At 61.6% G+C, this 20,923-nt stretch carries 15 protein-coding genes; 12 read left to right on the top strand and 3 right to left on the bottom strand.

The genetic code is table 11. The features are described from left to right. The first annotated feature begins 246 nt into the window (after nt 1–246). From AB5405_RS04320 to AB5405_RS04295, 6 genes are all read left to right on the top strand, one after another. Complete coding sequence (locus tag AB5405_RS04320; protein ID WP_368137707.1) at nt 247–1,815, top strand: threonine/serine exporter family protein; 1,569 nt, start codon at nt 247–249, stop codon at nt 1,813–1,815. A gap of 313 nt (nt 1,816–2,128) precedes the next feature. Next, nucleotides 2,129–2,677: a DUF2798 domain-containing protein gene (locus AB5405_RS04315; protein ID WP_055285230.1), complete on the top strand. Its 549-nt coding sequence runs from the start codon at nt 2,129–2,131 to the stop codon at nt 2,675–2,677. Between the two features lie 281 nt (nt 2,678–2,958). After that, nucleotides 2,959–7,398 carry an acyl-CoA dehydratase activase gene (locus tag AB5405_RS04310; RefSeq protein WP_346979504.1) on the top strand — a complete coding sequence of 1,480 codons (4,440 nt, stop codon included), beginning with the start codon at nt 2,959–2,961 and terminating at the stop codon, nt 7,396–7,398. After that, nucleotides 7,382–8,071: a TetR/AcrR family transcriptional regulator gene (locus AB5405_RS04305; protein ID WP_055285228.1), complete on the top strand. Its 690-nt coding sequence runs from the start codon at nt 7,382–7,384 to the stop codon at nt 8,069–8,071. The genes AB5405_RS04310 and AB5405_RS04305 overlap by 17 nt, the downstream gene beginning before the upstream one ends. A gap of 192 nt (nt 8,072–8,263) precedes the next feature. Beyond that, nucleotides 8,264–10,906, top strand: coding sequence for an ATP-dependent Clp protease ATP-binding subunit (locus AB5405_RS04300; RefSeq protein WP_346964771.1), 2,643 nt, complete (start codon nt 8,264–8,266; stop codon nt 10,904–10,906). Nucleotides 10,907–11,119: 213 nt separating this feature from the next. Beyond that, nucleotides 11,120–12,577 (top strand): aminoacyl-histidine dipeptidase, encoded by a 1,458-nt coding sequence (locus AB5405_RS04295; protein ID WP_346979503.1) that lies wholly within the window; start codon nt 11,120–11,122, stop codon nt 12,575–12,577. Between the two features lie 129 nt (nt 12,578–12,706). Here the strand turns inward: AB5405_RS04295 and AB5405_RS04290 are convergent, their stop codons facing one another. The 3 genes from AB5405_RS04290 to AB5405_RS04280 form a co-directional block, all read right to left on the bottom strand. Beyond that, nucleotides 12,707–14,011, bottom strand: a complete 1,305-nt coding sequence (locus AB5405_RS04290) for a type II toxin-antitoxin system HipA family toxin (protein ID WP_346979502.1) — start codon at nt 14,009–14,011, stop codon at nt 12,707–12,709. Between the two features lie 3 nt (nt 14,012–14,014). Next, nucleotides 14,015–14,485 (bottom strand): helix-turn-helix domain-containing protein, encoded by a 471-nt coding sequence (locus AB5405_RS04285; protein WP_346964768.1) that lies wholly within the window; start codon nt 14,483–14,485, stop codon nt 14,015–14,017. 124 nt (nt 14,486–14,609) lie between these two features. Further along, nucleotides 14,610–15,194 carry a manganese efflux pump MntP gene (locus tag AB5405_RS04280; RefSeq protein ID WP_346979501.1) on the bottom strand — a complete coding sequence of 195 codons (585 nt, stop codon included), beginning with the start codon at nt 15,192–15,194 and terminating at the stop codon, nt 14,610–14,612. A gap of 248 nt (nt 15,195–15,442) precedes the next feature. Here AB5405_RS04280 and disA point away from each other — a divergent pair, with 248 nt between their 5' ends. The 6 genes from disA to AB5405_RS04250 all read left to right on the top strand — a co-directional run bounded on the left by disA (nt 15,443) and on the right by AB5405_RS04250 (nt 20,904). Beyond that, entirely contained in the window at nt 15,443–16,483 is a 1,041-nt protein-coding gene (gene disA / locus AB5405_RS04275) for a DNA integrity scanning diadenylate cyclase DisA (RefSeq protein WP_369796797.1), read from the top strand. Then, nucleotides 16,483–17,211: a 2-C-methyl-D-erythritol 4-phosphate cytidylyltransferase gene (gene ispD / locus AB5405_RS04270; RefSeq protein WP_368137706.1), complete on the top strand. Its 729-nt coding sequence runs from the start codon at nt 16,483–16,485 to the stop codon at nt 17,209–17,211. Before disA ends, ispD begins: the two co-directional genes overlap by 1 nt. Further along, nucleotides 17,201–17,695, top strand: coding sequence for a 2-C-methyl-D-erythritol 2,4-cyclodiphosphate synthase (gene ispF / locus AB5405_RS04265; RefSeq protein ID WP_006234975.1), 495 nt, complete (start codon nt 17,201–17,203; stop codon nt 17,693–17,695). Before ispD ends, ispF begins: the two co-directional genes overlap by 11 nt. A 3-nt stretch (nt 17,696–17,698) precedes the next feature. Next, nucleotides 17,699–19,165, top strand: a complete 1,467-nt coding sequence (cysS, locus tag AB5405_RS04260; protein ID WP_346979499.1) for a cysteine--tRNA ligase — start codon at nt 17,699–17,701, stop codon at nt 19,163–19,165. A gap of 143 nt (nt 19,166–19,308) precedes the next feature. After that, on the top strand, nt 19,309–20,223 hold the full coding sequence (gene rlmB / locus AB5405_RS04255) for a 23S rRNA (guanosine(2251)-2'-O)-methyltransferase RlmB (protein ID WP_346979498.1): 915 nt from the start codon (nt 19,309–19,311) through the stop codon (nt 20,221–20,223). Nucleotides 20,224–20,226: 3 nt separating this feature from the next. Continuing rightward, the gene (locus tag AB5405_RS04250; RefSeq protein ID WP_006234978.1) at nt 20,227–20,904 is read left to right on the top strand and encodes an NYN domain-containing protein; all 678 of its coding nucleotides are present in this window, start codon (nt 20,227–20,229) and stop codon (nt 20,902–20,904) included. Nucleotides 20,905–20,923 lie beyond the last annotated feature (19 nt).

The raw sequence follows: 20,923 nt of genomic DNA, 5'->3' as shown, positions 1-20,923 counted from the left end.
TCGCAGCCCCGACCCGCGGTCACGAGCGGGGGCTCCTATCTTTTTAGTGCCCTCGGATTGGGTCATAGTGTCTGTCGGTGCCATAGCATCGGCGTTGCCTTGGCCGTCAATAGTCATTGGGGGCGTTCTCAAACGACTACCCAACGGCTATTGCACACATGGCTCGCATGACAGCCGTCTCTTTTATGTTTCCTTTAGCCGTCGCTGTCTAGGATGGGGGTTAGTCGATAGGAAGGGAGCACCGGGATGGACGATGCGAGCGAGCGTGCTATCGAAGAGGACATGCTCGATCAGTTCAATTACTTTGATGATGAGGACGAGGAGCTGATCGACCGTCGCGAGCCAGCGCCGCTTGATTCCTTTGATCTGATCGATGAAGAGCCCGACGAGGACGAGGGCGAATCGGCGGAGCCCCCACAGTCTTCGCGCCTTGACTCGCTGCTTTCGAGAGCCCCCATGCACCACGGTGTCCGTGCCGGCGCGCTCCATATGAAAACTGACTGGCACCAGATCGTGACGGCAGGCGATGAACTTGCCGTCGATGCGCCGCTCACCGATAAATCATCCATCATCTGCCGCACCGGTATGCTTATGCTCGCGAGCGGAACGGGTGCCTGGCGCGTGCGCGATACCATGAATCGTGTTGCTGACGTGCTCGGCGTCACGATTCACGTCGACCTGAGTCTCCTGTCGTTTGAGTGCACCTGCATCGAAGATGGCCACTGCTTTAACGAGGTTGTCAGCCTGCCCACAACGGGAGTCAATACCCATCGCATCTGGATGATGGAGAGCTTCTTAAAGGAAATCGAGATTTACGGGCGCCGGTTTACCGTGCACGAATACCACGAGATGCTCAAGACCGTTGAGAGCTCGAAGCCCGATTACGCTCTCTGGCAACAGGGTCTTGCGGCGGCCTGTGCTTGTGGCGCCTTCGTCTTTTTGCTCGGCGGCGGCCCTATCGAGATGGCCTGCGCGTTCGTAGGCGCTGGTGTCGGCAACTTTGCTCGCTCCCATATTCTCAAGCAGGGCCTTGGCCAGTTTAGCGCGCTGACGATCGGCGTTGCGCTCGCTTGCGTTTCGTATCTGCTGGCATTGCTCGGCCTTGGCCAGGTCGTACCGGGGGCAATGTCGCACCAAGAAGGCTATATCGGCGCCATGCTCTTTGTGATTCCCGGCTTTCCCCTCATTACGGCAGGCCTCGACATCGCTAAGCTCGACATGCGAAGCGGCATCGAGCGTCTTTCGTATGCTGTGTCGATTATTGTGATGGCGACCCTCGTAGGCTGGATGGTTGCCGAGTGTGTGGGACTGGCGCCGGATGACTTCGCCCCGCTTGGTCTCTCACCGCTGGCTCTTACGCTCTTGCGCATGCTGATGAGCTTTATCGGCGTATTTGGCTTCTCGGTTATGTTCAACAGTCCGGTAAAGATGGCAGCGGCGGCAGGGCTCATCGGCGCCGTGTCTAATACCTTGCGCCTTACGCTCGTCGATGCGCCGACGCTGCTTCCCTTCTTGGGCCTGAGTGCGGGCATGCCTCCCGAGGCGGCTTCGTTTACCGGTGCGCTGGTATCGGGGCTGCTCGCGAGCTTAGCCGAAATCAAGCTCACCTACCCACGCATCGCCCTCACGGTGCCATCAATTGTCATTATGGTGCCTGGCTTGTATCTGTATCGCTCGATGTATTACATGTGCACTTTCGACACGGTCAATATGCTCGGCTGGTTTGTGCGTGCAGTGCTCATCGTGGCGTTTCTGCCCGTTGGGCTGGGTGTGGCGCGCACCCTCACCGACCCTCGCTGGCGCCATACCAGCTAATTGGTGCAAGGGGGACAGGTTACTTTGCACCAAATGAGTTGCGGTGAAATAGGGACTGAATTGCTGCTTAAAGGGTCAAAACAGTCCGTATTCCACCGCAACTTATGGGGTCGGGGGATTATCGGTGCCCTGCATCTTCATAAACTCAACGCTTACGAAGCGCATGCGTTTCGTGCTAGGCTGGTTCCACCACATAAGTAGTCGCAGACGCGCGTACCACGGGCGGGCGAGATGAAGTTCCAACAGCTCCATCTTGCCCGCCCGTTTTTGTTGCGTGGCGCCGCGGTACAACACAGAGAGGAATCTGCCCTTTATGCCTATCAACAAACGAGAGAGCCTGCTGTTCACCTTTATCATGTGCTTTTGCATGGTGCTCTGGATGAGCATCTACAACGTTGCCCTGCAGCACGGGGCCATCAACGGCGAGGTCGTTGCCGCTGCGTGGCTCGGCTTCCCCGTTGCCTACATTTTTGCCATGTGCTGCGACTGGTTCGTCGCCAGCCCGCTCGCCAAGGGTTTCGCCTTTAAGTACTTGGTCACGCCGGGCAAGAGCTCGCCACTTGCCATGACGCTCGCCGTCAGCTCCTGCATGGTCGTTCCCATGGTCATCATCATGTCGCTGTACGGTGCCTGCGAGGGTCTGACGCACATGCCCGGCGGCATCCTTGCGAACCTGTATTCCGTGCCTGCGATCTGGATGATCAACATCCCGCATAATTTTGTGATGGCGCTGCCGTGGAACCTTTTGGTAGCCGGTCCGATTTCCCACTTCGTCTTCCGTCGCGCCTTCCCTGTGGGGACGGTTTTCGAGGAGGAGCATGCCGAGCTCTTGGAGCAGGCTATGGCTCCTGAGTGCGAGTAGCTCGCTTAGGGATCTGCTGAGCGCGGGCGACTTGCTTGGTTGGAGCCCTAAGCGTGGATAGCTCTCTCGGCGACATCGCGGGCGTGAGCGGTGCGCATGACCGGAGGGCCCGTGCTGCTCCGTTGCCCGACGTGCTAGCGCGCAGAAGAATCTGTTGGTGCATTCGGCGGCTGCTGAAGCGTTTCGGCAGCCGCTTTTTATACGGAGTTTAAATACAACAGTCTGTTGTATTACGTAGAGTGGTATATCTCTAGCAGGAAAAATGCGAGAGACGGAGCATTATGGCGTTGCTAGTAGGACTGGACGTAGGGTCGACGACGACCAAAGTTTACGCGATGCACGAGGATATGACCGAGGCGTGGTGGGGATATCGCCGCCACGGGGCGTGTCAGACAGCGAGCGTGCGCGCCATGCTCGGCGAGCTCGCCGAGCGCTTTCCCCATGAGTCGCTGCGCGTTGCGGTGACCGGCTCGGGTGCGCGCGATATCGCGACCGCGCTGGGCGCCTCGTACGTTCAGGAGGTGGTCGCCAACGCGCTCGCGATCAGCAGGTTCTATCCGCAGACGCGCTGCGCCATCGAGCTGGGCGGCCAAGACGCCAAGATGATCTTCTTCCGCACCAACGATAAGGGAGACATCGAGGTTGCCGACATGCGCATGAACGGTTCGTGCGCAGGCGGTACCGGTGCATTTATCGACGAGATGGCAAAGCTCATGGGGGTCGGCACCGAATCGGGCGAGTTCGAGCAGCTCGCAAGCCGGGGAACGACCGTCCACGAGGTCTCGGGCCGCTGCGGCGTGTACGCAAAGACCGATATCCAGCCGCTGCTCAACGAGGGCATTCCTACCACCGACCTGGCGCTTTCGGCGCTTCACGCGGTCGCCCGCCAAACGATCGGCGGTCTGGCCCAGGGTATCGACATCGAGCCGCCGGTAATCTTCGAGGGCGGTACGCTCGCCTACAACCCCACGCTGGTCCGCGTGTTCCGGGAGCAACTGAATCTATCGGACGATCAGGTTATCGTCCCGCGCGATCCGCAGATCATGGTCGCGCGCGGTGCCGCCCTGTCGCTGACCGACATGTTCGCATCGTCCCAACCGATCGACCTTCCCGACGCTTTTGTCCGGCTGGATAAGCTCGAGACGGTCGCGCCCGCAAGCGGGGAGGGACGTCTTGCCCAGCCCTTTTTTGCCACACCTGCCGAGCAGGCGGATTTTACGGCACGCCATGGCAAAGAGACGCCGGCAAAGGGTCCGGATGCGTATGCGCCCGGAGAGACGGTGCGTGTGGCGCTCGGTATCGATTCGGGGAGCACGACGACCAAGTTCGCCCTGGTCGATGAGGCGGGTGAGCTTGTCGATTCGTTCTACGCGTCTAATAACGGCAGACCGCTCGACGTCGCCCAACAGGGTCTTGTCAGCTTGAAGAACCGCTGGGAGACAGCGGGAGTCACGCTTGCGATCGATGCCGTGGGCACCACGGGATACGGCGAGGAGCTTTTCGCGCGCGCGTTCCACGCCGACTACCATACGGTCGAGACGGTCGCGCACGCCCGCGCCGCGTGCGCATGCGTTCCCGATGCGACCTTCGTGCTCGACATCGGCGGACAGGATATGAAGGCCATCTGGCTCAACCACGGCGTGCTGACCGATATCGTCGTCAACGAGGCGTGCTCTGCGGGCTGCGGCTCGTTCCTCGAGGGTTTTGCCAAAAACCTCGGAATAGCCGTTGAGGATATCGCGACCGAGGCATTTTCGTCCAAAGCCCCCGCCGTTCTCGGCAGCCGCTGCACGGTGTTCATGAACAGCAGCGTCGTTTCCGAGCAGCGGCGCGGTAAGGGTCCGGGCGACATCATGGCCGGTCTCTGCCGTTCGATTATCGAGAACGTGTTCACCAAGGTCATTCGCGTTTCAAATCTCAACCGTCTGGGCGACAAAGTCGTCGTCCAGGGCGGCACGTTCCGAAACGACGCGGTGCTGCGCGCATTCGAGCAGTATCTGGGCAAACCCGTCACGCGTGCGCCCCACCCGGGGCTGATGGGCGCTATCGGTATCGCCCTGCTCGCGCGCGAGGAATGCCGCAAGGGCGACGCCGGCACGTCGTTTATCGGGCTCGATGCCGTGGAGCGCTTCGAGCATCGCGAGTTCGGCGGCGTTACCTGCCGTCGGTGCAACAACCGCTGCCAGCGCGCGGTCGTGGCATTTGGCGACGGCTCGCTTTACGTCACGGGCAATCGCTGCCCGCGCGGCGGCGCCATCTCATGGGATGAGCTCGTGCGCGAGGTTCCCGCGGCGGAGGAGCTGCGTCCGCAGGGTGCTTGCGAGGCACGGGCACCCGGCACGGGGCGCGACCGGACCGCGGCTGCCCCCAATCTCTTTGTCGACCGCGAGAAGCTGCTGTTCGAGTCGTGCCCCACGGTTCCCGTCTGCGGGGGGCGCGATGTCACGATCGGCATTCCCCGTGTGCTCGAGTTCTGGGACACCATGCCGTTCTGGTCGACGTTCTTCAGCACGCTCGGCTTTAAGGTGCGCGTCTCGGGACGCAGCACCAAGGCGATGTACGAGCGCGGTCTGGCGCACGTCACATCCGACACCGTGTGCTTCCCGGCCAAGCTCGTCCACGGGCACATCCGCAATCTCGTCGACGCCGGCGTCGACCGCATCTTCATGCCCATCATCACGACGGTGCCCACCGAAAACACCGCCTCTACCAGCGAGTGGATGTGCGCCGTCGTAAAGGGATACCCCTACGTGATGCGCAATTCCGATAACCCGGAGGAGCGTTTCGGCGTTCCGTTCGATACGCCGCTGTTCCACTGGTACGACGAGGGCGACCGAAACCGCCAGCTCAAGGCGTGGTGCAAGGAGACCTTCGATATCGATGCCGACCTGGTTGCCAAGGCGACCGAGCAGGCGGACCGCGCGCAGCAGACGTTTGAGAACCAGCTGCAGCTGCGCGGCAGGCAGGTGCTCGAGAACGTGCGCGAGGACGGCGGCTACGCGGTGGTGATCGCTTCGCGCCCGTACCACAACGACCCGCTGGTCAACCACGGGCTGCCCAAGCTCTTCTCTGAGCGCGGCATCCCCGTGCTGACGCCCGATGCGGTGCCGGGGGTCTGCAACGTCGATCTTTCCAACAGCCGCATCGACATCGTGAACAACTACCATGCGCGCATGCTGTCGTGCGCGGTCATCGTCGCATCGACGCCCGAGCTCGAGCTCGTGCAGATGGGCAGCTTCGGCTGCGGCCACGATGCGTATCTCACCGATGAGATCGCGCGCATGATGGGCGAGATGGGCTCCAAGGTTCCGATGATGATCAAGCTCGATGAGAGCGACGTCGCCGGTCCCATGGGCATTCGCGTGCGTTCGTTTATCGAGTCGGTCAACCGTCGTCGCGCGGAGGAGCGTGCCGAGGGCGCCCGGGTGCACGCGGTCCATCCGCTCGACGACCCGTATAAGGTCAAGTACACCAAGCGCGACCGGCACGACAAGATCGCGCTGGTCCCCAACACCTCCCATGCGTTCTGCAGGCTCATGACCGCGGCGATGCGCAATCAGGGCGTGCGCGCCGAGGCCCTTGATATCGGGCGCGAGGATGCCATCCGCCTGGGCAAACGCTATGTGCACAACGACATCTGCTTCCCCGCGCAAATCGTGATCGGCGAGGCGCTCGCGGCACTCGAGAGCGGTAAGTACGACCCGCACGACGTCGCCGTGGTGACTGGCAAGTATATCGGCGACTGCCGCCTGACGCACTACATGCCCCTGCTGCGCCGCGCGCTCGACGACGCGGGATACGACTATGTCCCGGTGCTCACCAACGACGACGTCGATGCCCACAATGCGCATCCGGGCTTCAAGCTCGGCCTTGGCCCGAGCATCCAGATCGCCTACGGTCTTCCCATGATCGATGCCCTCGAGGCCATGCTTAGGCGCATCCGTCCCTACGAGCTCGAGAAGGGCGCGGCGGACGCTGCGTTCGACCGCGCGCTCGATGAGGTTATCGAGGGCATGGAGCGCTCCGGGCTGAGAGGCCAGGCGACGGGCTTCAAACGCGCGCTTGCGATCATGGACGCCGTTCCGTACGACCGCTCGAACCCGCATCCGACCGTTCTCATCGTGGGCGAGTACCTGCTCAATTTCCATCTCGGCGCCAACCACGAGATCGAGCGCTACCTCGAGGACAACGGGCTCGAGGTCATCGAGGCGCGCATGACCGACGTGATCCGCAAGACCTATTTCTACAAGCATGCGCAGTCGCGCGAGTTCCACGTCGACCTGTCGCTGCCCGAAAAGGCCTGGTACGCCACGGCGGACAACCTGTTCGAGCTCGCGCACGACCGTTGCGACCGCCTGGGCGCGGCGAGCCCGCTCTACGAGCCGCCGACGCGCATGCCCGAGCTCGTGCGCGCGAGCGATAAGATCCTGCACCATACGTTCGATGCGGGCGAGGGCGTGCTGATTCCGGCGGAGATCCTCGAGCACGCCAAGCGCGGCTGCCGCAACTTCGTGATCCTGCAGCCGTTCGGGTGTCTGCCCAACCATGTCGTGGGGCGCGGGCTCATCCATGCGCTCAAGGAGCAGTATCCCACGGCGCAGTTCCTGCCGCTCGACTACGATCCCGACGTGAGCTTCGCCAACGTGGAGAACCGTCTTCAGATGCTCATCATGAACGCCAAGGCGCAGGGGTGCGGTGAGGCGCATGGCGAGACCGCGTAAGGACGCCGATGCGCCCGATGCACGCACCCGTATCATCGAGGCGTTTTGGGAGCTCATCGAGAACAACAGCATCTTCGAGCTGTCGGTTGGCGAGGTGACCCGCGCCGCCCGGTGCAATCGCGGAACGTTTTACTACTATTTTCACGATTTCGATGAACTCGTCGCCATCGCCATAGCCCAACTGCTACAGGATAACGAGCTCATCACCGATGCCCTCTGGCATTTTTCGAGCGAGGGCGACCTTTCGGCGTTCGACCGGCGCGACGTCCGCTGCCTGCTGCGGCGCATCGTCATCACCATGAGGGCGGGTGCCGCCGAGCAGGTCGTACAGGGCATCCATACGATCATCATCGACCGCGTGAGAGAGATCGTCCACCCCGACGGAGAAGAGCTCAAGGCGGATTCGAGCTTTGCGGTGGGCTTTCTGGTCTCGGGCATCATGGACTTTGTGATGGCGGTCGGCTTTGCCCGGGAGGGCGGCGAGGAGATAGACCTCGAGCAGCTGGGGGACAGCGCGTGCGCGTACCTGAGGGCGGTCGCCATGCAGACGGTGGAAACGGTCGCGCAAGTCGAGGGCGTCGATACATCCGAGCTGCTCGAACGCGTCTCCAAGGAGGCCGATGCCTATCGCGCATCGCGTGCGACGAGTCCCGACGTGGTGAAAGACGCCTAGGGTTTCTCTTGCGGGGCGCCTGTCGCGCATCGCGCGGTGAGTCCCGCGATGCGGTCATAACCTGCATTCATGTGAGCCGGGTTTATAGATATTCCTCCAGCTGTTAACATAGACAACCTGTGGGTAAAGAGACAAAAGCGCCGCCGACGGGCGGGCGTTTTGATTTCGATGAACTCATGTAAGGAAACGAGCATGTTAGATAGATTTACCGATCGAGCGCGCAAGGTCATGTCGATGGCCAAACAGGAGGCGCTCGATCTTCATTCAAATAAGGTGGGCACCGAGCACCTGCTGCTCGCGCTTGCCAAGGAGGACGAGGGCATTGCCGCCGAGGCACTGCGCTCGCTTGATATCTCCTACGACGACATCATGGACACCCTCAAGGAGGTCCAGACCACGGTTCCCGAGCCCAGTGAGGAGACCGAGGCGGCTAAGCTCGCCTTTACGCCGCTCGTCATTAGCGTTATGGAGCGTTCATTCCGCGTGGCGCGTGAGAATAACCAGACCTACGTGTCGACCGAGCACTTGCTGATCGGCATCGTCGAAGAGGGCAACGGCATGGCCATGGACATCCTCATGCGCCTGGGTGTGTCGTCCGCCTCTATCAAAAAGGCTATCGAGAAACTCACTGCCAAGGACCAGGACAAGAAGCGTCCGCTCGCCGGCGCCGGTGCCGGGCGTCCCGGTGCGGGCCTGCCGTTCTTTAGCGGCTCGGATGCCTCTCAGCAAAAGGGGAGTGGCACCGATACGCTTAAGCAGTTCGCGACCAACCTCACGCAGAAGGCGCGCGATGGCGAGCTCGACCCTGTAATTGGTCGCGAAAAGGAAGTCCAGCGTATGATGGAAATTCTTTCGCGCCGCACCAAGAACAACCCGCTCATTCTGGGCGACCCCGGCGTGGGCAAGACGGCCATCGTCGAGGGCCTGGCTCAGCAGATTGCAGCCGGCAACGTGCCCGAGAACCTCATGAACCAGAATATCTGGACGCTCGACCTGCCGGGCCTCGTGGCGGGTGCCAAGTATCGCGGCGAGTTTGAGGAGCGCCTCAAGAACGTGATCCAAGAGGCCACCGAAGCCGACGACGTCATCCTGTTTATCGACGAGATGCACACCATCATCGGTGCCGGTTCTGCTGAGGGCTCCATCGACGCGAGCTCTATGCTCAAGCCCGTGCTCGCGCGCGGTGCCTTCCAGATTATCGGCGCCACCACGGCCGAGGAATTCCGCAAGTACCTCACCAAGGACCCGGCCTTCGAGCGTCGCTTCCAGACCATCGATGTCGAGGAGCCGAGCGTCGAGGACACGGTCAAGATCCTGACCGCGCTCAAGCCGCGCTACGAGGAGCACCACCATGTGCGCTATACGCAGGGTGCTATCGAGGCCGCCGCGAACCTTTCCAACCGCTACATCCAGGATCGCTTCCTGCCCGATAAGGCCATCGACCTCATTGACGAGGCCGGTGCCCGCGCTCGCATCGCCGCGAATCGCGCGCCCGAGCCGGTGCGCGAGGCCGAGCATCGCATAGAGGAGCTCAAGGCCGCCGCGCAGGAGGCCACCGAGAGCGACGACATGAACAAGGCCGCCGAGATTACCGAGCGGCAGAAGGCCGCCGAGATTGAGCTCGCCGAGGCCAAGGCCGCCTGGACCGCCGAGCTCGACGCCAGCCCGCTCACCATCGATGTGAGTCAGATCGCCGATATCGTGTCCGTGACCTCGGGCGTGCCGGTGTCCTCGCTTACCGAGAGCGAGAGCCGTCGCCTGCTACAGGCCGAAAGCGTGCTCAAGACCCGCATTATCGGCCAGGACGAGGCCGTCGAGGCCGTTGCCAAGGCCGTGCGCCGCAGTCGCTCGCCGCTCAAGGATCCGCGTCGCCCCGGCGGCAGCTTTATCTTCCTGGGCCCCACCGGCACGGGCAAGACCGAGCTCGCCAAGACGCTCGCCGAGTATCTCTTTGGCAGCAAGGACGCGCTCATCAGCTTCGACATGTCGGAGTTCGGCAGCGAGTTCGAGGTCTCCAAGCTTATCGGTAGCCCTCCGGGTTACGTCGGTCACGACGAGGGCGGCCAGCTCACCAAGGCTGTTCGTCGCCACCCGTACTCGGTCGTGCTGTTCGATGAGATCGAGAAGGCGCACCCCGACATCTTCAATATCCTGCTGCAGGTGCTGGAGGAGGGGCGTCTGACCGATAGCCAGGGCAAGACGGTCGATTTCCGCAATACGGTGATCATCATGACGTCAAACGTGGGCGCCCGCGAGATTGCGCAGGATACGAGCGTTGGCTTTGGCACCACCGGCGAGCAGGGTCTCACGTCGAGTGAGATCCGTGGTCGCGCGATGGGCGAGCTCAAGCGCCTGTTCCGCCCCGAGCTGCTCAACCGTATCGACGACATCGTGGTGTTCCAGAAGCTCTCGGGCGAGAATCTCACCAAGATCGCTCACCTGCTGGTGGACGACCTGCGTCAGCGTTTGATTGCCAACGGCATGAACATTAAGCTCACCGATGCGGCCTATGACAAGATCGTGGCCGAGGGCACCGACCTCACCAACGGTGCGCGTCCGCTGCGCCGTGCCATCCAAAAGCTCATCGAGGACCCGCTGTCCGAGGAGCTTCTGGCCGGCGAGTGGGGCGAGGGCGATACCGTCCTGTGCGACGTGACCGATGGCAAGTTTGTCTTTAGCCACGGCACGGGTGAGATCCCGGCACCGCGTCCGGCGGGCACGCTCGGTGGCGATACCGCTCCGGCGGCACCGCACACCGGCAACGCCGCGCCCGTGAGCGGCGGCGTGACCTCGGGCCCCGGCGGCATGATGCAAGCCGGTTCCGGCGCGTTGTAGGGCGTGGCGACAATTTGATACGCGCAATCGAGGCGCTCTGGCAAGGGCGCCTCGATTTGTAGAACTGCGAAGTTGTGACCGTTACGCTATGCGGTCCACCGTTAGCCGATGATGCGAGGGCGCTCGGCGTTTTCGACTGGTTTATGCACGTAAAGTCTGGGAATATACAAGGCGCATGTCTTACTGTCTAACCAGTTGCGCCAAGGAGGCACCATGGACTACAAGATTACCGGCTACGAGCCCGCCCAGCTGTTCCATTTCTTTGAGGAGGTCAGCGCGATTCCCCGCGGGTCTGGCAACGAGAAGGGCATCAGCGATTTCCTGGTCGCGTTTGCCAAGGAGCGCGGCCTCGATGTGTATCAGGACGAGGTCTACAACGTCATCATTCGCAAGCCCGCATCTGCCGGCGCCGAGAATGCCCCGACCGTGATGCTGCAGGGTCACATCGACATGGTGTGCGACAAGCTGGGCTCCGTTGAGCACGACTTTACGACCGATGGTATCGACCTGGTCGTCAAGGACGGCGTCCTCACCGCTAACGGCACCACGCTGGGCGCCGACAACGGTATTGCCGTCGCTCTGATGCTCACTGTTCTCGATGACGATTCGATCGTTCACCCCGCCCTCGAGTGCGTATTCACCACCGACGAGGAGACTGGCCTGGTCGGCGCCGAGACGCTCGACAAGTCCCAGATTAGCGCTCGCACCATGATTAACCTTGACTCCGAGGAAGAGGGCGTTGCCACCGTCAGCTGCGCCGGCGGCGTCGTCGTTACCTACACCTGCCCGATCGCGCGCGAGCACAAGACCGGTAGCACCCTCACGCTCGACATCTCCGGCCTGCTGGGCGGTCACTCCGGCAGCGATATCCACCTGGAGCGCGGCAACGGCAACCTCATCATGGCCCGCATCATCGACCGCCTGATGGTCGCCGGCGAGCCCGCCATCGTCAGCTTTAACGGCGGCACCAAGGACAACGCCATCAACCGTGAGTGCAAGGCTGTTCTGGTCTACGCCGACCATGCTGCTGCCGAGGCGGCGGCCCAGATCGCAAAGGGCATCATCGCCGACGTCACTGCCGAGCTCGAGGTCTTCGACCCCGGCTTTACCTGCACCGTCGAGATTGCCGACGACGCCGAGGTCGAGGCCATGGACCAGAAGTCCGCGCTTGCCCTCATCCGCGCTCTGCGTCTTGCCCCTAACGGCGTGATTCGCCGCAACGTCGCCACCGACGGCTCCGTCGAGGTTTCCTCCAACATCGGTGTGGTTGCCACCTCTGACGACCAGGTCAAGATCATGCTGTCCCCGCGCTCCTCGATCACCTCGCTGCAGAACGAGTTCAAGGACCGCCTGCAGACGCTTGCCGATGTCCTGGGCTTTGACGCCAAGTTTGAGTTCGAGTATCCTGGCTGGAGCTATGCCGAGCATTCGCCGGTCCGCGACGTTTTTGTCGAGAGCTATCGCGAGCTCTTTGGCTCCGAGCTGCGCATCGAGTCCATTCACGCCGGCCTTGAGTGCGGCCTGTTTGCCGAGGCCCTGCACGGCCTGGACGCCATCGCCGTGGGCCCGACGCTCTCCGATGTCCACACCCCGGACGAGAGCATGGAGCTCGCTTCTGCCGAGCGCTTCTACGAGCTGCTCATCGACGTCCTCAAGCGCCTCGCTGCGTAAAGGTCGCATTGACGGCGATCCAAAACCTTTGCTGATGGATTGCAAATGACATTACGAGAGGGGGGGTACCCGAGCTTTTGCGGCGGGTGCCCCCTCTCTTCTTTTAAGAAATGGGAAATTGATTGGCGTCTAGCCCATATCCGCCTTGATGAGGTCGAGGGTGCGCTGGCAGTTTTCGCGGACGGGCCCGAGCATATGCTTGCGCAGGTCCGCCATGCCGGGCAGATCGGCGTATTCGTCCATGACCTCTTCCATGCAAATGGGTACCTCGTAGGCGAGGTCCATCATGGTCGCAAAGCAAAACTTCTCGGATAGCCCGGCATCGGTGAGTGCCGCCTCCAGCGCGGGGTCGCCCATACCGTGGTATCGGCGGATAGCGCCTGGACCGATGCGTCCCACACGGTTTTCGCCGCCAACGCTCATGGCGAGGCGCGCTTTTCGCCGCATACGTTCGTATGCCAGCCCAGATGCAACGTCATACATACGGGCCATCATAGCTGTGCCGCCGTTTCCAAGAAGCAGGGAATAGTTCTTCGCATGCGCGTCCGGTGCGCCGATGATGGCGTTAAAGAAAAGTATCTGCGTAAACAGATACAGGTTAAGTTGATGATGGCTCGTATTGACGAGGAGTTCCTGAATATCGCGTGCGGTCGGGCCGCCGTCTGCCGTGTACTTTTGAGCGGGCATCACTCCAAGGGCCTGACAGAGGTCTTCTTGGTGTAGACGCATGATTGTCCCGTCTTTGACATTCACACGGTCATAGCGCTCAACAATGAGGGCGGGTTCGTCCTCAAATAAGCGATACTCAACGTTCGCCGTTGCGATACCCGCGCGCTGGGCGCTTTTCATGCAGACAAACTCATTAAGCGCTTCGAGCTTAAATCCGATAACACCATTTTTGAAAATATGCGTCGTGGGCGAGGAACCTACGCATTCGCACCAGCGACCGTCTATGAGTGCGAGTGCGAACTTGCCCTGGTTGCCTCCAAGTGACCAACTTTCATCTAGACCCATCCACGATGCATCGCGGTCATCTCTGATCGACTTGAGACGGAGAGCAATTTCGTGGTCGTCTATAGGGCGGTATTCGCCAGCGCGATGCAGGACGGCGTCGGCATCTTCTTCGGCACAAAACTGCACTCCGCCCGGACAGTCGAGTCCGATATGGCTGAGCAACGCAACGGGATTGTTGGGCCTAACGTCGAATTTGGCGGCAATCGCTTTTCGTTGGTCCTCGCTGTCGGGTAGAAGGCCAAACAGGTACGGATTCATGACCTGTTGTCCGTATGTGCGATTCGATACGGGTATGTTGGTCGATAGGGCTGGCCCGTCATAGTCATGATCGTAGGTAAAGCTGATAAGACCGTTCTCATCTTGCGTGAGCGTTCCCGCAGGTACACCGCAAATAAAGGTCCGAAGTGATGTTCTGGCCATTGGCTATTTCCCTTCGGGCTTGGTTTGGTTAGATGCGTTTGCGGCAATCGAGACTCCGAGATTGGACATGGCGAAATCGGCGAAGGCTTTGTCGTAGAGTTCAGACGTAAAGGGGGCGTCTGCAAGAACCGGAATGGCGGCACAGCAACGGTAGCTATGAGAGGGACGTTGAGCGCGATGGCGTCTGGGGGTGCTGCGAGTTTGCAGATCGGCATGCGGAACGTTGGCTGATTGCTCGTTATTCGTTTTGACGATATCCCCTTGAGCGGCGAGCGCCAGTCCGAGAGCATTAAAGATCACCAATAGCTTGTCGAGTCGAATGCCGGTGGCATCTCCCAGCTCGAGCGATGCGAGCAGGCGCTCCGAAACACCGGCTTTTTTAGCGAGGGCCGCACGGGTGATTCCCTGTGAGTCGCGTGCCTGGCGCACGTAGATGCCAGCTTGGCGCGGCGTGGTGATGGGAAGGGTATCCACGGCAATCTCCTAACGTGCAGACTTTTGCATATCAGTATGACATGCAAAAGTCTGCACGAATAGGCATTATGCAAAACTCTGCATGAGACTTCTACATTGACGTTGAGCTTATGAGAGGCGCTTTTTATATCGCGAGAATCCCCAGATGCTCAAGCAAGATCTTAAGCCCGATGAGGATGAGTACAACGCCGCCCACGATGGTGGCGGGTTTTTCGTAGCGTGCGCCAAAGGCGTGGCCGATCGCTACGCCGGCGACGGAGAAGATAAACGTTGTGACGCCGATAAGCGATACGGCGGGAACGATATCGACCGAGAGCGCCGCAAACGAGATGCCTACGGCCAGGGCGTCAATCGAGGTGGCAATGGCGAGGATTAGATACTCACCCAGGTCAATCTTTTCGGCATCCTTGCCGTCGCCTTCGTCCTCATCCTCGTCCTCGGTAAAGGCTTCCCACAGCATTTTGCCGCCGATAAAGGCCAAAAGGATAAAGGCGATCCAGTGGTCGATAGGGCCGATGATGCCCATGAATTGGCTGCCAAGCGCCCATCCGATCACGGGCATGCCGGCCTGGAAGCCGCCAAAGAACAGGCCGAGCACCACGGCGACTTTAAGGTTGATCTTTTTCATGCCGAGACCCTTGCAGATGGAAACGGCAAAGGCGTCCATCGAAAGGCCAACGGCGAGCAACACGAGCTCTGCGAGTCCCATAGTCTGGCTCCCTCTCTGCGGGCGAGCCCGATTACGCGACTACTCCCTCATTTATATGAGACCCGATGCTACCACATGAGCAGTCAAAGGAGCCCCGTCCCAAATGAGCTACCTAAGCGGTGTTCGCTCATTCTGTAAGCATCGGATTTCGTGGCTGCTGCGGGGACAAACCGTGAGAAACTATTTAGCGTTTATGGAGCGTATACGATGGGAGCGATGCCTTGGATAAGAACGAGCTGCAAAAGCGTATGGAACAGGCCATCCGCCTGACGGCACCTGGTCAGCCGATCCGCACCGCCCTCGACATGATCATCGCCGGTCACCTGGGCGCCCTTATCTGCGTCGGCGACACCGAAAACGTGCTCGCTGCCGGTAACGACGGCTTCCCGCTCAACATTTCGTTCACCTCGAACCGTCTGTTCGAGCTCTCCAAGATGGACGGCGCTATCGTTATCGACGGCGACCTCACCCAGATCCTGCGCGCCAACTTCCACCTCAATCCCGATCCCTCGCTTGCCACGAGCGAGACGGGCATGCGTCACCGCACCGCCGCTCGCATGTCGGTGCTCACCGATGCCATCGTGATCTCGGTCTCGGCCCGTCGTGCCGTCGTCAACGTGTACGTTCACGGCAAGAGCTACGAGATCCAGCCTGTCACCACCATCATGAGCTCGGTCAACCAGCTCGTCGCTACGCTTCAGACCACCCGTCAGTCGCTTGATCGCTCCCTGCTGCGCCTGACGGCCCTTGAGCTCGACGACTACGTTACGCTCGCCGACATTACCGGTATTTTCTCGAGCTTCGAGATCATGCAGCAGGCAAAGACTGAGCTTAAGGATTGCATCGTCAAGCTGGGCAACCAGGGCAAGCTCGTGCAGATGCAGCTCGAGCAGCTCGCCGGCTCCAGTATGGATACCGAGTATGACCTGATGATCCGCGACTACGCGAGCGACTCCTCCGAGGCAAATGCCGAGAAGATTCGCGCCGAGCTTAGCCGCATGACGCCTAAGGACCTGTCCGACCCACAGCATGTGGCGGCGGTTCTGGGTTATGACGACCTGGATGAGGACTCCGTCATGACGCCGCTGGGCCTGCGCACGCTTTCGCGCGTGTCCGTCGTGCGCGACGGCGTGGCCGAGAAGATTGTCGACGAGTACGGCTCGCTGCAGGAACTCATGGACGACATCAGCGAGGATCCGGAGCGCCTGGGCGACTTTGGCGTTAACAACCCTGCCATTCTTGCGGACTCCCTGTACCGCATGAAGGGCACCAAACAGGGGAACGCATAATGGCGCCCGTATGCGCCGTGGTCGTTGCCGGTGGCAGCGGCCAGCGCTTTGGTAACCCCGGTGGCAAGCAGCTCGTCAATGTAGCGGGTCGTCCGCTTATGAGCTGGTCCATCCGCGCATTTGACCGTAGCGAAAAGGTCGGCCACATCGTGGTGGTTTGTCCTGCCGAGCGTCGTGCCGAGATGCGCCGCCTGGCTATCGACCCGTTTGACTATGACACGCCCATCAGCTTTGCCGATGCCGGCGATACCCGTCAGGATTCCACCCGAGCCGGCGTGCACGCGGTTCCGGCAGGCTTTGAATACGTCGCCATTCACGACGGCGCTCGTCCGCTCATCACGACCGAGGCCATCGATCGTGCGATCGACGTGCTTGTGGGCGACCGCTCGCTCGACGGTGTCGTGTGCGGCCAGCCCGCGATCGACACGCTCAAGATCGTCGACGGCGACAACATCGTTGAGACGCCGCCGCGCGAGCTCTATTGGACCGCGCAGACGCCGCAAATCTTTAGCGTCGACGCCATGAAGCGCGCCCACACCGCAGCTATCGCCGAGGGTTTTATCGGGACCGATGATTCTTCGCTGGTCGAGCGCATGGGTGGGCGTGTCCGCTGCGTCCAGAGCCCGCGCGATAACCTTAAGGTGACGGTGCCCGAGGACCTGCGTCCCGTAACCGCGATTCTGCTCGGCCGCATGGCCGAGGGAGAGGACCTTCCCCATGTTCAGTAACCTGCGCATTGGACACGGCTACGACGTTCACCGTCTGGTGGAGGGGCGTCGATGTATTATCGGCGGTGTCGACATTCCCTACGAGCGCGGTCTGCTGGGCCACTCGGATGCCGATGTGCTCGCGCACGCGCTGGCCGACGCCATTCTGGGCGCCTGCCGCGGGGGAGACATCGGCAAGCTGTTCCCCGACACCGATCCTGCCTATGAGGGCGCCGACTCGATGGTGCTGCTCGCCCGTGTGATGGACTATGCGCGCGAGTTGGGCTTTGAGTTTGTCGATGCCGATTGCACCATTGCCTGCCAGCAGCCCAAGATCACCCCGCACCGCGATGCCATGCGCGCCAACCTGGCCCATGCCCTGGGCGTTGACGTCGAAAACGTGGGCGTCGCTGCCACTACGACCGAAAAACTCGGCTGGGAAGGCCAAGGCGAGGGAATTGGCGCCTGGGCCGTCTGCCTGCTACAGAAAACCGTTAAGGAGTAACGAATGCGTATCTACAACAGCGCTACCCATAAAAAGGAAGAGTTCCAGCCCATCGAGCCCGGTAAGGTCCGCATGTATGTGTGCGGCCCCACGGTCTACGACAACATCCACATCGGCAATGCCCGCACGTTCATCAGCTTTGACGTGATTCGTCGCTGGCTCATCGCGAGCGGCTACGAGGTCACGTTCGCCCAGAACCTCACCGATGTCGATGACAAGATCATCAAGCGCGCCAACGAGCAGGGCCGTACGGCTGCCGAGGTCGCGACGGAGTTCTCCGACAAGTTCATCGGCGTCATGCGCGCCGCCAACGTGCTCGATCCCGATGTGCGCCCCCGCGCCACCAAGGAGATCGGCCCCATGATCGCCATGATCAAGACGCTTATCGAGCAGGGCCACGCTTACGCAGCCGATAACGGCGATGTGTACTTTGCCGTGCGCAGCGATCCCAACTATGGTCAGGTCTCGGGCCGCAACATCGACGACCTTATGGTTGGTGCGCGCATCGAGGAGAACGAGGACAAGAACGACCCGCTCGACTTTGCCCTGTGGAAGGCCGCCAAGCCCGGCGAGCCCAGCTGGCCGAGCCCCTGGGGCGAGGGCCGTCCCGGTTGGCACACCGAGTGCGCCGCCATGGTGCATCGCTACCTGGGCACCCCGATTGACATCCACGGCGGCGGCTCCGACCTTGCCTTCCCGCATCACGAGAACGAGTGCGCCCAGGCCACCTGCGCCTGGCACCAGGGCTTCTCCAACACCTGGATGCACACGGGCATGCTGCTGGTAGACGGTGAGAAGATGTCCAAGTCGCTCGGTAACTTCTTTACGCTGGCCGAGGTGCTCGAGCAGCACTCTGCCGCGGCCCTTCGCCTGCTGATGCTGCAGACGAGCTATCGCTCGCCGCTCGACTTCTCCTGGGAGCGCCTGGAGGGTGCCGAGAACTCGCTCACGCGTATCGCCGGCACGGTCGAGAACCTGCGTTGGGCTGCGAACCACGCGACGGCCGACGCCGATGAGGCTGCCGCCGAGGCGTTTGTCGCCAAGGCCGCCGAGACTCGTACTGCCTTTAAGGAGTGCATGGACGACGACTTTAACACCGCCGGTGCCATGGGTGCCGTCTTTGGCTTTGTGACCGAGTGCAACCAGTACCTGGAGCAGGCGGGCGACGCTGCCGACAAGGCCGCCGCGCTTGCCGCTGCCGATACCCTGGCCGAGTTGCTCGATACGTTTGGCGTTGAGCTTCCCGAGCCCAAGGTCGAGCTGCCGCTGGGCCTGCTGGGCGTTGCCGCCGGTCTGGTTGCCTACACGGGTGACGATGTGGACGAGGCAGCTGCCAAGATTCTCGAGGCTCGCGCCGAGGCCCGCGCCGCCAAGAACTGGGATCTGGCCGATGCCATCCGCGACCAGCTCAAGGACCTGGGCCTGACGATCGAGGATACTGCCGCGGGCACTCGTATTAAGACTCTCTAGTATTTGTCGACCGTTCGAGGTGCGGCAGATTGCCTTGAAAGAGGAGGGCATAGACCTGGTGGTCATGTCCGACGATTGAAAGGCAAAGTGCCGTGGCTCGGACGGTCGATTCTTGTTCGTTATCTATTTAAGGAGGCCGTCCTATGGCCGACAATCGCAAGCGTGCGCCTCGTGGCGGCAAGCAGGCTGCTTCTGGCTCGCGTCCGATTCGCCGAAATGACCGCGCTGCCGCTTCCAAGGGCCAGCGCGATCGCACCCAAGCTGCGCGTCCGCAGCGCGATCGCAACCGCGACGCTGTCCAGGCTCCCAAGGGCGAGTTTATCGAAGGTCGTCGCGCTGCCGCCGAGGCACTACGCACTGGTTTTCCCATCAAGTGCGCACTCATTGCCGAGGGCGGGGAGCGCGATGCCGCCTTGTCGCGCCTGGTCGACGACCTCAACGCCGCGGGCGTCCGCGTTAAGTATGTGCCGCGCGCGCAGCTCGATGCGCTGTCGAGCCATGGCGCTCACCAGGGCATTGCGCTCGAGGTTGGCAACTTCCCCTATGCCGATATTGCCGATATTCTCGACCGCGCGGGCGAGGGTCCGGCACTCGTCGTTGTGCTCGACCACGTGACCGACGACGGCAACTTTGGCGCCATCGTGCGCTCCGCCGAGGTTGTGGGCGCGGCCGGTGTCATCATCGCCAATAAGCGTGCCGCTGGCGTAACCGTGGGCAGCTACAAGACGTCAGCCGGCGCCGTCATGCATTTGCCCATCGCGCAGGTTCCCAATATCGCCCGTGCGCTCGATGACCTCAAGGCCGCTGGCTTTTGGGTGGGCGGTGCCTCCGAGCACGCCGAGGGCAGTTGCTGGGACGCCCCCTTCGAGGGTCGCGTGGCACTCGTCATGGGCTCCGAGGGCGACGGCATCTCGCGTCTGGTGCTCGAGAAATGCGACTTTTTGACCAAGCTTCCCCAGCGCGGCATGACCGAGAGTCTCAACGTGGCCCAGGCGACCACCGCGCTGTGCTTTGAGTGGCTGCGCCGCAATGCCGGCGAGCTCATGGGGGAGGAGTAGCGCATGTCCAAGAAGAACCGCGCCAAGTCCAAGGCCAAGCGCTTTGGCGAGGGCTCGGCCAAGCCGATTGTTTCGGCCGCGACCTATGGTGTGGGCGGCAATGCGTTTGCGCAGGCCATCGCCGATCCAGTCTCGACGGTGCACTCCAATAAGCCCGAGCTGCTGGTGGTCGACGGCTACAACGTGATCCACTGCACGCCGCGCTACGAAAAGCTCGTCTACGACCATTCCGACGATCCGTATTCCAGCGACGTTCACGATATGGCGCGCACCGCCCTCATCAACGACGTTGCCGCGTTTGCCCAAGGCCGCTACGAGGCCGTAATCGTGTTTGACGGCGCGGGCAATATCTCCAGCGAGCGCCCCAACCTGCCGGCCCGTGGCGTGCGCATCGAGTTTTCGCCGACGGGCGTCTCTGCCGATACCGTGGTGCAGAAGCTCTGCATCGAGGCACGCGAGGAAGGCCGCGCGTGCTCCGTGGTGTCGAGTGACGGCACGATCCAGGCCGTCGTCATGGGCAAGGGCGTCACGCGCATCTCGAGCCGTATGCTGGTGGACGAGATCAAACAGATCGATAACGACGTTCACGAGGCCGAGGAAGCCCCGCAGATCAAGATGACTCTGGGCAGTCGCCTGAGCCCCGATGCCCTGGCCAAGCTCAAGGCCCTGCGCGGGAGGTAGGGGAGCTGACGGCGCGACG

Origin of the sequence: Collinsella aerofaciens (assembly GCF_040920445.1) — a bacterium.
GTDB lineage: Bacteria > Actinomycetota > Coriobacteriia > Coriobacteriales > Coriobacteriaceae > Collinsella > Collinsella aerofaciens_BH.
The sequence above is the reverse complement of the archived record's forward strand: the minus strand, read 5'-3'. Positions and strand labels throughout refer to the sequence as shown.

What these genes read in the sequence shown, in the direction of transcription:
- AB5405_RS04320 (WP_368137707.1), top strand. Translation starts at nt 247, where the DNA reads ATGGACGATGCGAGCGAGCGTGCTATCGAAGAGGACATGCTCGATCAG.
- AB5405_RS04315 (WP_055285230.1), top strand. Translation starts at nt 2,129, where the DNA reads ATGCCTATCAACAAACGAGAGAGCCTGCTGTTCACCTTTATCATGTGC.
- AB5405_RS04310 (WP_346979504.1), top strand. Translation starts at nt 2,959, where the DNA reads ATGGCGTTGCTAGTAGGACTGGACGTAGGGTCGACGACGACCAAAGTT.
- AB5405_RS04305 (WP_055285228.1), top strand. Translation starts at nt 7,382, where the DNA reads ATGGCGAGACCGCGTAAGGACGCCGATGCGCCCGATGCACGCACCCGT.
- AB5405_RS04300 (WP_346964771.1), top strand. Translation starts at nt 8,264, where the DNA reads ATGTTAGATAGATTTACCGATCGAGCGCGCAAGGTCATGTCGATGGCC.
- AB5405_RS04295 (WP_346979503.1), top strand. Translation starts at nt 11,120, where the DNA reads ATGGACTACAAGATTACCGGCTACGAGCCCGCCCAGCTGTTCCATTTC.
- AB5405_RS04290 (WP_346979502.1), bottom strand. Translation starts at nt 14,011, where the DNA reads ATGGCCAGAACATCACTTCGGACCTTTATTTGCGGTGTACCTGCGGGA.
- AB5405_RS04280 (WP_346979501.1), bottom strand. Translation starts at nt 15,194, where the DNA reads ATGGGACTCGCAGAGCTCGTGTTGCTCGCCGTTGGCCTTTCGATGGAC.
- disA (WP_369796797.1), top strand. Translation starts at nt 15,443, where the DNA reads ATGGAACAGGCCATCCGCCTGACGGCACCTGGTCAGCCGATCCGCACC.
- ispD (WP_368137706.1), top strand. Translation starts at nt 16,483, where the DNA reads ATGGCGCCCGTATGCGCCGTGGTCGTTGCCGGTGGCAGCGGCCAGCGC.
- ispF (WP_006234975.1), top strand. Translation starts at nt 17,201, where the DNA reads ATGTTCAGTAACCTGCGCATTGGACACGGCTACGACGTTCACCGTCTG.
- cysS (WP_346979499.1), top strand. Translation starts at nt 17,699, where the DNA reads ATGCGTATCTACAACAGCGCTACCCATAAAAAGGAAGAGTTCCAGCCC.
- rlmB (WP_346979498.1), top strand. Translation starts at nt 19,309, where the DNA reads ATGGCCGACAATCGCAAGCGTGCGCCTCGTGGCGGCAAGCAGGCTGCT.
- AB5405_RS04250 (WP_006234978.1), top strand. Translation starts at nt 20,227, where the DNA reads ATGTCCAAGAAGAACCGCGCCAAGTCCAAGGCCAAGCGCTTTGGCGAG.